This is a genomic window from Kribbella sp. NPDC002412, from assembly GCF_053592935.1.
Genome location: NZ_JBSFBL010000054.1, coordinates 1 through 11,892, shown reverse-complemented (window position 1 = coordinate 11,892; position 11,892 = coordinate 1). Strand labels below are relative to the sequence as shown.

The following is an 11,892-nucleotide window of genomic DNA, read 5'->3' as shown; positions in this document are numbered from 1 at the left end:
TGCCGCGGTAGACAAATCCCTACCTGGGATGCGCAGCCTGCACCCCCTGACCAGGCCGCGCCGCGCGAGAATAGTGAAGGGCATGAACAGTTCTCGCCGTCAGTTCCTCGCCCGCACCGCCGCCGGCGCCGCTGTGATCGCCGGCGGCACGACCTTCACGGCCGGTCAGGCTGTGGGAAGTCCGAAGCACGTCACCGCCCTCACCAAGGTGACCGTCATCGACGTCGCGACCGGCCGCCGGGACCGCAACCAGACCGTCCTGATCAGCGGGGACCGGATCATCGGCGTCGGCCGCCACCTCCCGGTCCCACGCGGCGCCGTCGAGCTCGACTTCACCGGCAAGTTCGTCATCCCCGGCCTGGCCGACATGCATGTCCACAGCATCGGCGACGAGCGGGTGTCTCCCCCGCTCTATCTGGCGAACGGCGTCACCACGGTCCGCGAGATGGCCGGCACCAACCCGGCCCTGTACGACTGGCGCGACCGCATCGAGGCCGGCACCCTGCTCGGCCCGCGAATGGTGGTCGCGAGCAACATCATCGACGGTGACCCCACCCTGTGGGACCCGAACCTGATCCAGGTGATCGTGGTCGACGACGAGCCGTCCGCGCGGGCCGCCGTACGACGGGTGAAGGCCGAAGGCGCCGACTTCGTCAAGGTGTACTCGCGCCTGAGCCCCGCGTCGTACGGCGCCATCCTCGACGAGGCCCGCAAGACCGGCCTGACCGTGCACGGCCACGGGCCCGACCAGCTCACCTCGCAGCAGGTCAGCAACGCCGGCCAGCGCAGCATCGAGCACATCCACTCGCTCGGCCTCGCCGTCTCCGCCTGGGAGGTGGAGGTACGGCGGATGGTCCGCGACATCACGGTGAAACCCGGTGACTACAACGCCTGGTTCCGCCAGCTGCACCCGATCGAGTGGTTCGCGGCGAACAGCTTCAGCCGCGCCCGCGCCGCCGACGTGTTCGGCACGCTGCGCCGCAACCGCACCCGGGTCACGCCGACGCTCACCATGCACAGCGTGCTCGACAAACCCGACTATGCGACCCTCGACCCGGCGCTGAGGAAGTACCTGAGCGCGGACGCGGTGTTCACCTACGACTACGCGCTCGAGAACCTCTACAAGGCCAACCGCCCGGCCGAGGAGATCGCCCGGCAGCACGAGATGTGGGCGTGGCGGCAACGATTCGTCCGCGAGCTCTTCGCGTCCGACGTCCCGATCCTGGCCGGCACCGACACCGGAACGCCGTACTCGGTCCCCGGTTTCGCGCTGCACGACGAGCTCGAGCTCCTCGTCGGCGCCGGCGCGACCCCACGCCAGGCCCTGTACGCCGCCACCGTCGAGCCGGCCCGGTTCCTCGGCCTGCGCGACGACCTGGGGTCGGTCGAACCACGCAAGGTCGCGGATCTCGTCGTACTGGACGCGGATCCGCTGCGGGACATCCGCAACACCCGCCGGATCCACACCGTGATCACGCGCGGCCGGGTGATCTCACCCACAGCGCGGCAGCGGATGCTCGCCGAGGTCGAGGCGGCGGTGCAAGAGCCTCCGACGGCGGCCACGATCCCCGCAGGTGGTTGCTGCTGACACTCTTCGAGCAGCCTGTGACCGGACGGTCACAGGCTGCTCGCCTATATTGCAGATCGTTACCACCGTGGAACCGACCAGCGCTGCGACGGCACCCCCGCCTCCGCTAGGTTCTGGCCATGAGCGATTCCGGAACCTCGACTCAGGACACCAGTCGGGCGGCCGGTCTGGTGACCCTGACCGACGTCAACAAGCATTTCGGCGACCTGCACGTCCTGAAGGACATCAACCTGTCCATCGACAAGGGCGAGGTCGTCGTGGTGATCGGACCGTCCGGGTCCGGCAAGTCGACGCTCTGCCGCGCGATCAACCGGCTGGAACCGATCGACACCGGCAGCATCTCGCTGGACGGGCAGCCGCTGCCGAGCGAGGGCAAGGCCCTGGCCAGGCTGCGGGCCGACGTCGGCATGGTGTTCCAGTCGTTCAACCTGTTCGCGCACAAGACGATCCTGCAGAACGTCACGCTCGGTCCCTGCAAGGTCCGCAAGACGGACCCGAAGGCGGCCGAGCAGCGGGCGATGGAACTGCTGGAACGGGTCGGGGTGGCCAACCAGGCCTCGAAGTACCCGGCTCAGCTGTCCGGCGGCCAGCAACAGCGCGTCGCGATCGCGCGGGCGCTGGCGATGGACCCGAAGGTCATCCTCTTCGACGAGCCCACCTCGGCGCTCGACCCGGAGATGATCCAGGAGGTCCTCGAGGTGATGATCGACCTGGCCAAGCAGGGAATGACGATGGTCGTGGTCACGCACGAGATGGGGTTCGCCCGGACCGCGGCGAACCGGGTGGTGTTCATGGCCGACGGCGAGATCGTCGAGGAGGCCACCCCGGAGCAGTTCTTCACCAACCCCACCTCGCGGCGTGCCCAGGACTTCCTCGGCAAGATCCTGAAGCACTGACGTCCGCCCGCTGCCGTACCAGCAACCACACGAAGGGGAACCAGATCATGAGAATGCGCAACCTCGTCGCCACCCTCGGCGTCGCGGCGCTCGCGCTGACCGTCGGCGCCTGCGGAGAGGACGAGCCCGCGGCCGGTGGCGGCGGCACCGGAGACGGCGCCGCGTCCGACGCGTGCGGCGAACTGCACAAGTTCACGACTGCCTCCGGCGTCGACGTCGCCGGCAGCGCGACCTTCACCAAGATCAAGTCCCGCGGCACCCCGGTCGTCGGCGTGAAGGCCGACCAGCCGAACCTCGGGTACAAGGACGCCGACGGCAAGCGCTGCGGCTTCGACATCGAGGTCGCCCGGATGGTCGCGGCCAACCTGGGCTTCGACCCGGACAAGATCGAGTACAAGGAGATCCCGTCGGCGAACCGCGAGACCGCGCTGGCCGGTGGTGAGATCGACTACTACGTCGGCACCTACTCGATCACCGACAAGCGCAAGACCCAGGTGGGCTTCGCCGGCCCGTACTTCATCGCCGGCCAGGACCTGCTGGTCCGCAAGGACGACACCTCGATGGACGCCGGCAAGACCGCGCTGAAGGGCAAGAAGGTCTGCTCGGCGACCGGCTCGACCCCGATCCAGCGGGTCAAGGACGAGCAGCTCACCGAGGCGAGCAACATCTCCGAGTTCAAGACGTACTCCGAGTGTGTCTCGCAGCTGCTGGACAGCAAGGTCGACGCCGTCACCACCGACGACGCGATCCTCAAGGGCTACGCGGCGACCGCACCCGACGAGCTGCGGGTGGTCGGCAAGCCGTTCAGCACCGAGAAGTACGGCATCGGCCTGCCGCTGGCCGACAAGGCACTGCGCGAGAAGGTGAACACCATCCTGGAGACGTCGGCCACCGACGGCACCTGGAAGGCGATCTACGACGAGACGCTCGGCAAGTCGGGTTCGGACTCGACGCCGCCGCCGCTCGAGAAGTACTGATCCACTCCGGCCGCGGCGTCCTGACGGGCGTCGCGGCCGGCCTGCGCTCCGCTCGCCGGGGAGCGCGCTCCACTCATTTGGAAGGTCGCGATGCTCTCGGTCCTCACCGACAACTGGGAACTGTTCGTCGACGGTTTCTGGACCACGCTCAGGCTGTTCCTGATCGCCGCGGTGCTGAGCCTGGTGCTCGGCACGATCCTGGCCGGATTCCGGGTCTCCCCGGTCCCGGCGCTGCGCGCCGTCGGCACCGGCTACGTGAACGTGCTGCGGAACACCCCGCTGACCCTGGTGTTCGCGTTCCTCGTCTTCGGCGCCCCGAAGATGCAGATCTCGCTGCCGGACTTCTTCTGGTCCGCGGTGGTCGCGCTGACCGTCTACACCTCGGCGTTCGTCTGCGAGATCGTGCGGTCCGGCATCAACACGATCCCGGCCGGCCAGGCCGAGGCCGCCCGCTCGGTCGGGATGACGTTCATGCAGGTGCTGGGCATCGTCGTCCTCCCGCAGGCCTTCCGGGCGATCGTGCCGCCGCTGACCAGCGTGATGATCGCGTTGCTGAAGAACACCACGATCGCGGCCGGTTTCTCCGTCGCGGAAGCCGGTGCGATCCCGGCGGTGATGGCCGAGCGCGGTGAGAACCAGATCGCCACGCTGGTCTGGATCACCGTCGGCTTCCTGATCCTGATCATTCCCCTGGTCTTCCTCCAGCGGTGGGCCGAGCGACGGACGGCGGTGGCCTGATGAGTGCGGTGCTGTACGACGTACCCGGCCCGCGCGCCAGGGCACGCAACCGGATCCTCAACGCGGTCGTCATCCTCGTGCTGCTGGCCGCCATCGGCTGGGTGATCTACCGGCTGAACCAGAGCGGGCAGTTCGCCGAACGCCGCTGGATCCAGTTCACCTACTCGTCGATCCAGCAGGAACTGTGGAACGGCCTGCTCAACACGCTCAAGGCGGCCGGTCTGGCCGCGGTGCTCGCGCTCGTGTTCGGTGCCGTGTTCGCGGCGGCGCGGATCAGCGACCACTGGTGGTTCCGGGCGCCGGCGACCTTCGTCGTCGAGCTGTTCCGGGCCATCCCGCTGCTGATCCTGATGTTCTTCTTCTACTACGGCAACCTGCAGTTCGACCTCGGCCTGGGCCCGTTCTGGGCGGTCGTGTTCGGGCTGACGCTGTACAACGGCTCGGTGCTGGCGGAGATCTTCCGGGCCGGTATCGCCGCCGTACCGAAGGGTCAGCGTGAAGCGGCGTACGCGACCGGTCTGCGCAAGAACCAGGTGGTCCGGCTGATCCTGTTGCCGCAGGCCATCACGTCGATGCTGCCGGCCATCGTCAGCCAGCTCGTCGTGCTGCTGAAGGACACCGCGCTCGGCTTCATCATCACCTACGCCGAGCTGCTCTACGTGGGCAAGCAGATGGGTGGCCGGCTCCAGTACGGCTTCCCGTACATCCCGACGTACATCGTCATCGCGATCATCTACATCGGCCTGTGCTCGCTGCTGTCGATCCTGGCCCGCTACCTCGAAGGCCGCTCCCGCCGTCAGCGCAAGGTGCGTGGGACTCCCCCACCGTCGGCCGCCGAAGCAGCCACGTCGGCAGAAGCTCCGCTCTGACAACCACAGTGCCCCCGGTACGCCGTACCGGGGGCACTGTCATGGGTCGCCGCGGGAGTCCAGGGGGTCAGCGCAGCGTGTTGAAGGAGTCGCGGATGATCTCCAGCGCCTCGGTGGTCTCGGCCTCGGTCAGCGTCATCGGCGGGGCCATCCGCAGCACGTTCCCGTACAGGCCGCCCTTGCCGACCAGCAGGCCGCGGTTCTTGGTCTCCTGCTGGAGTTTGGCGGTGGTGGCCGCGTCGGGGCTGCGGTCCTCGGGCTTGACGATCTCGGCGGCCAGCATCAGGCCCTTGCCGCGGACGTCGCCGAGCTCGGGGAACTCCTCGGAGATCCCGCGCAACCCGTCGGCGAGCTGGGCGCCGCGCTTGGCAGCGTTCGCCTGCAGGTCCTTGTCCAGCAGGTAGTCGATCGTCGCCTTCGCCGCGCTGGTGGAGATCGGGTTGCCGCCGAAGGTGGACAGCGAGTTCGCCTTCAGGCTGTCCATCAGGTCCGGCCGGGCCACCACGCCGCCGATCGCGAACCCGTTGCCCAGGCCCTTCGCGAACGTCATCGCGTCCGGCACCACGTCGTGCGCCTGGATCCCCCAGAAGTGCTCACCGGTCCGGCCCCACCCGGTCTGCACCTCGTCAGAGATGAACAGGATGCCGAACTCGTCCAGCACCTCCTTGAAGGCGCCGTACAGGCCGTCCGGCGGGGACGAGAACCCGCCGACGCCCTGGATCGGCTCGGCGATCAGGCAGGCGACGTCGCCGGACGTGGTGGTCTCGATGACGTTGCGCAGATCCTCGACACACACCTTGATGTAGTCGGCGTCGGGCAGGTCGCGGAACGGGCTGCGGTACCGGTACGCGCCCTGCACGTACTGCACGTTCACCGGCGACAGACTGCTCGCGGACCAGCCCCGGTTGCCCGTGATCGCGACCGTGCCGAACGCGCGGCCGTGGTACGAGTTCCGCATCGCCAGCACCTGGTTGGAGCGGCGGTTCTGGGTGGCGAGCAGCAGCGCCGTCTCGTTCGCCTCGGTGCCGGAGTTGGCGAAGAACACCTTGGCGCCCGGGATCCCGGACAGCTCGGCGATCTGCTCGGCCAGCTCGATCTGCTTGCGGATCAGGTACACGGTCGAGGTGTGCGCGATCCCGCTGGACAACTGCTCGCGGACGGCGTCGGAGATCTCGGCGATGTCGTAGCCGATCGCGTTGGTCAGGATGCCGGCGAAGAAGTCGAGGTAGGTGGCGCCCTGGCCGTCGGTGACCCGGCGGCCGGACCCCTGCACGATCTCGATCGGCTCCTCGTAGTACAACGCGAGCCAGTCCGGCATGACGGCCTTGTGACGCTCCCAGAGCTCCGCATGTGTCATGTCCTAAGCATTACCTCATCGCGGCGCTTGCTCATAGTCGCGGTCTATCCGCACTAAGGTGCTCTGCGTGACATTGCCGAGCATCCCGCACGTCGACATCGAGTCGCTGGGGCACTTCGACCGGATCGTGGCCGCCGGGGCCCAGACGATGGAGGGCTGGCGGGTGCAGTCCGTCGACCTGTCCGGGCGTACGGCGGAGCTCCTCGAGCTGGACCCGCGCGGCTCGCTGTTCCTCGGCTGCGCCTTGGAGGAGAAGGCCGAGGCCTGGATCCGCGACGGCGGCGGCCTGGTCTTCCCCGCCATCCCGTCGCTGCCGTTCGACGCCTACCGCGGCACGCTGTACGACGCCGAGGAGCTTTACGCCGGCCTGGAGAGCGGGTACGACGCCACTCCGGACGCCAGGATCTACGCCTGGTCCCGGCAGCACGACGAGAAGGGCGACACCAGCCGCACCCTCGCGGCAGCGCTGCACGACCACGCCATCGCCGACGCTCTGACCGAGCTTCCCGACGACCGGCCCTGGATCGGCGTCATGGGTGGCCACGGGATCGCTCGCGGCAGTACGGCGTACCGCTCCGCCGTCCTGCTCGGTCGCACGCTCGCCCGGGCCGGCCACACCGTCGTCACCGGCGGCGGTCCGGGTGCGATGGAGGCGGCCAACCTCGGCGCCTCACTGTCCGGGTACGACGATGCCGCCGTCGACACGGCGCTCCGGACGCTGGCCGCCGTACCGTCCTTCCGCCCGTCGGTGGCCGCGTGGGCTGCAGCGGGTCTCGGCGTACGGCGTGAGTTCCCCGGCAACGGTGGAGTGTCCATCCCGACCTGGTTCTACGGGCACGAGCCGCCGAACGTGTTCGCGTCGTCCATCGCGAAGTACTTCTCCAACGCCCAGCGCGAGGACGTCCTCCTCAGCCGCGCCCGTGGCGGCATCCTCTACCTCCCCGGCGCCGCCGGCACCGTCCAGGAGATCTTCCAGGCCGTCACCCCCAACTACTACGGCGACCCCGCCACCCAGGTCCCCCTGATCCTGGTCGACATCGACCACTGGACGACCAAACTCCCCGTCTGGCCCCTGCTCCGGTCCCTGGCCACCAACCGCGCCATGTCTGCCACGATCCACCTGGTCGACACCATCGAAGAGGCAGCCGCCCTGGTCAGCTGAGGACTCTGGTGAGCCGAACGTCCTCCTCCGCGAAGCCGAGACTGGCGTAGAACCGGCGCGCCTGGGTGTTGGCGGCCCCGGTCTCCAGAGTGATCCGCTCGACACCAGCCCGAGCAGCATGCTCGACCACAGCCTCGACCAGCGCCCGGCCGACGCCCTTGCCCTCGCAGGCGGCGTCCACGACGAGTTCCCCGAGGTAGATGTCGACCTGCCCGGTCCAGTGCGTACGCTCCTCCCCCGCCGCAAACCCGGCCAGCTGCCCGCGTGCCTCGGCCACGTAGACGAAGCGGCCCGGGGCGTTGGCCCGTGCGAGGGCGTCCTCGACCCAGCGGATGACGGCCTGTCGCACCCGGTCGGGCGAGCGCCACTGCGCGACTCCTTCGGTGAGCCGGGGCGCCAGCGCCAGCACCGCCTCGCGGTCGGTCTCCGCGTACCGTCGTACTTCTGTGTGCATGGTTCAAGTTATGTCGGTGCGGTCGTTTACGGTGCGCGGCATGGTGAATTTTGTGTTGGTGCCGGGGGCCTGGCTGGGGGCTTGGGCCTGGGACGAGGTGGCGGAGGCCCTGCGGGCGGACGGGCATTCCGTGTATCCGGTGACGCTGACTGGGCTTGCTGAGCGACACGGGGCGGATTCGGCGCAGGTGGGTCAGGCGCAGCATGTAGACGACATCGTGTCGGTGGTGGAGGGGAACGAGCTTCGGGATGTCGTGCTGGCCGGGCACAGCTACTCGGGGATTCCGGTCGGGCAGGCGGCGGCGCGGATCGGGGATCGGCTGCGGCGGGTCGTGTACGTCGACTCGAACATCCCGGTCGACGGGCGGTCGTTCATCGACGGCTGGTCCCAGGAGGACCGCGCGTGGGTCGAAGGGCAGCTCGCCGAGTCCGGCGGGTTCTGGCCGCCGCTCGCCGCCGAGGACTACGCCGACCAGGACCTGTCCGACGAGGCGATCGCCCTGATCGTCAGCCGCAGTACGCCGCACCCGGGGCGAGCCATCTCCGAGCCGGCCCAGCTGGTCCGGCCGATCGGCGAGCTGCCGACCACCTACATCAAGTGCCTGATGGACGGCGCCGAGCCCTCCCGCGAGGTCGCTGAGCAACTCACGTCACCGGAGTGGGACCTGGTCGAGCTGCCGACCGGCCACTGGCCGATGTTCTCCCAACCCGCCGCCCTGGCGAAGATCCTCACCGCACTGGCCTGATGGAGAAGGCACACCATCCCAACGACCTGGCCCGGCTGCTCGTCAACCGGCTGAACGCACGGGACGTCGACGGCATCGTCGCGCTGTACGAGGAGGACGCTGTGCTGGCGCTACCCGACGGCTCGCTGGCCAAGGGTGCGGCGGCGATCCGCGCGTACTTCGCCCAACTGCCGGGCCAACAGGCCGCCCTCGGCAAGCGCTCCGAGGCGCTGGTGCTCGGTGACCTGGCGCTGACGTCCACGGTGCTGAGCCCGGAGATCGCGACCGCCGAGGTCGCCCGCCGTCAGCCGGACGGCAGCTGGCGCTGGATCCTCGACCGGCCGAACGTGTTCAGCGACCGCTGAGCCGGCCGACGGCCCGGACCGTCATGTCTTGTCGGAGGCCGCGAGCTGGCCGCAAGCGCCGTCGATCTCCTGACCACGGGTGTCGCGGACGGTGGTCGGGATGCCACCGGCCTGCAGGCGACGGACGAACTCACGCTCGTCGGCCGGGTCCGACGCGGTCCACTTGGAGCCGGGCGTCGGGTTGAGTGGGATCAGGTTGACGTGCACCCAGCCCCAGTCGCCACGCGCCGCCAGCTTCTCGGCCAGCAGGTCCGCGCGCCAGGCGTGGTCGTTGATATCGCGGATCATCGCGTACTCGATCGAGACCCGGCGCTTGGTCTGCTGCGCGTACCCCCAGGCCGCGTCCAGCACCTCGTCGACCTTCCAGCGGTTGTTGATCGGCACCAGCTCGTCACGCAGTTCGTCGTCGGGCGCGTGCAGCGACAGCGCGAGCGTGACCGGGATGCCCTCGGTGGCGAGCTGGTTGATCCGCGGCACCAGGCCGACGGTCGACACCGTGACCCCGCGGGCCGAGATGCCGAGTCCCTCCGGCGACGGGTCGGTGAACCGCCGGACGGCGCCGATCACGGCCTTGTAGTTCGCCATCGGCTCGCCCATGCCCATGAACACGATGTTGCTGACCCGGCCGGGCCCGCCCGCGATCTCACCGCGAGCCAGCGCCCGGGCGCCGTCGACGACCTGCTCGACGATCTCCGCCGTGGTCATGTTGCGCGTCAGTCCCGCCTGACCGGTCGCGCAGAACGGGCAGGCCATCCCACAGCCGGCCTGCGAGGACACGCACATGGTCGTGCGGTCCGAGTACCGCATCAGGACCGACTCGACCAGCGAGCCGTCGAGCAGCTTCCACAGCGTCTTGCGGGTCTGCCCTCTGTCGCACTCCAGGTCGCGGACCCGGGTGAGCAGCGGCGGCATCAGCTCGGCGACCAGCTTGTCCCGGGTCGCGGCCGGCAGATCGGTCATCTCGGCCGGGTCGGACACCAGCCGGGAGAAGTAGTGGTTCGACAACTGCTTGGCCCGGAACGCGGGCTCGCCCAGCGCGGCGACCGCCGTACGCCGCTCCTCCCCGGACAGGTCGGCCAGGTGCCGCGGCGGCTTCTTGGCACGGCGCGGCTCATCGAAAACAAGGGGCAGGGAGGTAGTCATAACCGACCCATTGTCGCCCGCCGCCTTTTCCATTCACAAATTCACTTCCTGCGCATGGGCCGTGTCCCGCGTCACTGTCCTAGCCGGTAGTGGTGATCGCGGCGGCTTCGGCCAGCTCCACGACCACCGCCCGGACGGCCGGTAGGACCGGCGAGGTGTTGCCCGGCAGCCAGACCATCTGCGTCGACACCGTCTGCCCCGCCAACGGCACGAACACCACTCCGGTACGCCGGAGGCTCTGCGCCGACCGGGCCAGCTTGGTCACCCCGACCCCGGCCGCGACCATCCCCAGCAGCACCTGGATGCTCGGGTCGCGGTGCACCACGTTCGGCTCGAACCCGGCGGCCCGGAACTCCTCGTCGTAGAACTCGTGCCACGGCTGCCACGAGCTGCGCGGAGTCAGGAGCCACGGATCATCAGCCAGCTCGGTCAGGTTGAGCTCGGTCCGGCCGGCCAGGGGATGTCCCTCGGGCAGGACGGCACAGACTTCCTCGGTGACCAGCGTCCGGGTCGCGAGTCCGTCGACCAGCGGCGGGCGGGAGAAGGCGACGTCGTACCAACCGTTGGTGATGCCTTCGACGAGCCGGCCGATCGTGGTCTCCTCGGTCGCCAGGTGGAGATCGGGTAAGCGTTCACGGACGGCGCGGACGACCGGCGGCAGCAGGTAGTTCGCCGTCGTCGCCAGGAAGGCCAGCCTGAGTTGGCCGGTCTCGCCGCGGACTGCTCGGCCGACCACGGTCATGGCCGCATCCGCCCGCGCCAGCACGGCCTGCGCCTCGGGAAGGAAGACCCTGCCGACCTCGGTCAGCGAAGTCCCCCGGCTGTCGCGGTCGAACAGCTTCGCGCCGACCATCCGCTCCAGCAGCGTGATCTGCTGCGACAACGACTGCTGCGCGATCGTCAATCGCGCGGCGGCCCGGGTGAAGCTCGACTCCTCCGCTACCGCGACGAAGTACCGCAACTGCCGAAGCTCAGGGGTCACAGGCTCAGGCTACTGCCGCGCCAGGTAGCCGATGTTGGTCCCGGCCGGGGTCCGGACGAAGACTCGAAGCGTGAACAACGCACACGAAAACCACAGCGAACCAGGCCGGGTCTGGCTGATCACCGGCTGCTCCACCGGCTTCGGCCGAGAGCTCGTCCTGGCCGCACTGGCCGCCGGCGACCGCGTGATGGCTACCGCTCGCCGGCCCGAGACCTTGGCCGACTTGGCCGAGCTGGGCGAGGGCCGGGTCAGTACGGCCGCCCTGGATGTCACCGACCCCACCTCGATCGAGGCCGCGGTCCAGGCGACGGTGGCCGTCTTCGGCCGGATCGATGTCCTGGTCAACAACGCCGGCTCGATGGTGATGGGAGCCGTCGAGGAGGTGTCGATGGCAGAGCTGCGCGAGCAGTTCGACGTCGTCTTCTTCGGTGCCGCCGAGGTCACCAAGGCCGTCCTGCCGCTGTTCCACGCGCAGGGCTCGGGCACCATCGTGCAGATGAGCTCACTGGGTGGGCTGAAGACATATCCCGGGTACGGCGCATACAACTCGGCGAAGCACGCGCTGGAGGGACTGTCCGAGGCCGCCGCGGTAGAGCTCGCTCTCCGGGCGGTCGAGGTGATGCCACGAGTCGGCGGC

The 11,892-nt window shown here is 69.1% G+C and carries 13 protein-coding genes; 9 read left to right on the top strand and 4 right to left on the bottom strand.

All coding sequences use genetic code 11. From position 1 onward, the window contains the following. Positions 1 to 82 precede the first annotated feature (82 nt). From ACWCOV_RS33115 to ACWCOV_RS33095, 5 genes are all read left to right on the top strand, one after another. Entirely contained in the window at positions 83 to 1,588 is a 1,506-nt protein-coding gene (locus tag ACWCOV_RS33115; protein ID WP_449833284.1) for an amidohydrolase family protein, read from the top strand. 119 nt (positions 1,589 to 1,707) lie between these two features. Continuing rightward, positions 1,708 to 2,484, top strand: a complete 777-nt coding sequence (locus ACWCOV_RS33110; RefSeq protein ID WP_449833283.1) for an amino acid ABC transporter ATP-binding protein — start codon at positions 1,708 to 1,710, stop codon at positions 2,482 to 2,484. A gap of 47 nt (positions 2,485 to 2,531) precedes the next feature. Beyond that, positions 2,532 to 3,461 (top strand): glutamate ABC transporter substrate-binding protein, encoded by a 930-nt coding sequence (locus tag ACWCOV_RS33105; protein ID WP_449833282.1) that lies wholly within the window; start codon positions 2,532 to 2,534, stop codon positions 3,459 to 3,461. A 90-nt stretch (positions 3,462 to 3,551) separates the two neighbouring features. After that, positions 3,552 to 4,199 carry an amino acid ABC transporter permease gene (locus tag ACWCOV_RS33100; RefSeq protein ID WP_449833281.1) on the top strand — a complete coding sequence of 216 codons (648 nt, stop codon included), beginning with the start codon at positions 3,552 to 3,554 and terminating at the stop codon, positions 4,197 to 4,199. Further along, a complete protein-coding gene (locus tag ACWCOV_RS33095; protein ID WP_449833280.1) occupies positions 4,199 to 5,068 on the top strand; it encodes an amino acid ABC transporter permease in 870 nt (289 codons plus the stop codon). The genes ACWCOV_RS33100 and ACWCOV_RS33095 overlap by 1 nt, the downstream gene beginning before the upstream one ends. A gap of 67 nt (positions 5,069 to 5,135) precedes the next feature. Here the strand turns inward: ACWCOV_RS33095 and ACWCOV_RS33090 are convergent, their stop codons facing one another. Then, positions 5,136 to 6,425 carry an aspartate aminotransferase family protein gene (locus tag ACWCOV_RS33090; protein WP_449833279.1) on the bottom strand — a complete coding sequence of 430 codons (1,290 nt, stop codon included), beginning with the start codon at positions 6,423 to 6,425 and terminating at the stop codon, positions 5,136 to 5,138. Between the two features lie 67 nt (positions 6,426 to 6,492). Here ACWCOV_RS33090 and ACWCOV_RS33085 point away from each other — a divergent pair, with 67 nt between their 5' ends. Next, on the top strand, positions 6,493 to 7,587 hold the full coding sequence (locus ACWCOV_RS33085; protein WP_449833278.1) for an LOG family protein: 1,095 nt from the start codon (positions 6,493 to 6,495) through the stop codon (positions 7,585 to 7,587). On the opposite strand, the gene ACWCOV_RS33080 is transcribed toward ACWCOV_RS33085, so the two are convergent. Further along, the gene (locus ACWCOV_RS33080) at positions 7,580 to 8,041 is read right to left on the bottom strand and encodes an N-acetyltransferase family protein (RefSeq protein WP_449833277.1); all 462 of its coding nucleotides are present in this window, start codon (positions 8,039 to 8,041) and stop codon (positions 7,580 to 7,582) included. The two genes, ACWCOV_RS33085 and ACWCOV_RS33080, sit on opposite strands and share 8 nt — an antisense overlap. Positions 8,042 to 8,081: 40 nt before the next feature. Between ACWCOV_RS33080 and ACWCOV_RS33075 the strand changes: the two genes are divergently transcribed. Further along, positions 8,082 to 8,786: an alpha/beta fold hydrolase gene (locus ACWCOV_RS33075; RefSeq protein ID WP_449833276.1), complete on the top strand. Its 705-nt coding sequence runs from the start codon at positions 8,082 to 8,084 to the stop codon at positions 8,784 to 8,786. Beyond that, positions 8,786 to 9,130 carry a YybH family protein gene (locus ACWCOV_RS33070; protein ID WP_449833275.1) on the top strand — a complete coding sequence of 115 codons (345 nt, stop codon included), beginning with the start codon at positions 8,786 to 8,788 and terminating at the stop codon, positions 9,128 to 9,130. Before ACWCOV_RS33075 ends, ACWCOV_RS33070 begins: the two co-directional genes overlap by 1 nt. 21 nt (positions 9,131 to 9,151) lie before the next feature. Here the strand turns inward: ACWCOV_RS33070 and rlmN are convergent, their stop codons facing one another. Next, positions 9,152 to 10,273, bottom strand: a complete 1,122-nt coding sequence (rlmN, locus tag ACWCOV_RS33065) for a 23S rRNA (adenine(2503)-C(2))-methyltransferase RlmN (protein WP_449833274.1) — start codon at positions 10,271 to 10,273, stop codon at positions 9,152 to 9,154. Positions 10,274 to 10,352: 79 nt separating this feature from the next. Continuing rightward, entirely contained in the window at positions 10,353 to 11,255 is a 903-nt protein-coding gene (locus tag ACWCOV_RS33060; RefSeq protein WP_449833273.1) for a LysR family transcriptional regulator, read from the bottom strand. Between the two features lie 70 nt (positions 11,256 to 11,325). Between ACWCOV_RS33060 and ACWCOV_RS33055 the strand changes: the two genes are divergently transcribed. After that, positions 11,326 to 11,892, top strand: a 567-nt coding sequence (locus tag ACWCOV_RS33055) for an SDR family oxidoreductase (RefSeq protein ID WP_449833272.1), incomplete at its 3' end; no start/stop codon positions are given.

Excerpts from the sequence above, each read along its gene's own strand:
- ACWCOV_RS33080 (WP_449833277.1), bottom strand. The coding sequence starts at position 8,041 with ATGCACACAGAAGTACGACGGTACGCGGAGACCGACCGCGAGGCGGTG.
- ACWCOV_RS33075 (WP_449833276.1), top strand. The coding sequence starts at position 8,082 with ATGGTGAATTTTGTGTTGGTGCCGGGGGCCTGGCTGGGGGCTTGGGCC.
- ACWCOV_RS33105 (WP_449833282.1), top strand. The coding sequence starts at position 2,532 with ATGAGAATGCGCAACCTCGTCGCCACCCTCGGCGTCGCGGCGCTCGCG.
- ACWCOV_RS33095 (WP_449833280.1), top strand. The coding sequence starts at position 4,199 with ATGAGTGCGGTGCTGTACGACGTACCCGGCCCGCGCGCCAGGGCACGC.
- rlmN (WP_449833274.1), bottom strand. The coding sequence starts at position 10,273 with ATGACTACCTCCCTGCCCCTTGTTTTCGATGAGCCGCGCCGTGCCAAG.
- ACWCOV_RS33115 (WP_449833284.1), top strand. The coding sequence starts at position 83 with ATGAACAGTTCTCGCCGTCAGTTCCTCGCCCGCACCGCCGCCGGCGCC.
- ACWCOV_RS33090 (WP_449833279.1), bottom strand. The coding sequence starts at position 6,425 with ATGACACATGCGGAGCTCTGGGAGCGTCACAAGGCCGTCATGCCGGAC.
- ACWCOV_RS33070 (WP_449833275.1), top strand. The coding sequence starts at position 8,786 with ATGGAGAAGGCACACCATCCCAACGACCTGGCCCGGCTGCTCGTCAAC.
- ACWCOV_RS33100 (WP_449833281.1), top strand. The coding sequence starts at position 3,552 with ATGCTCTCGGTCCTCACCGACAACTGGGAACTGTTCGTCGACGGTTTC.
- ACWCOV_RS33110 (WP_449833283.1), top strand. The coding sequence starts at position 1,708 with ATGAGCGATTCCGGAACCTCGACTCAGGACACCAGTCGGGCGGCCGGT.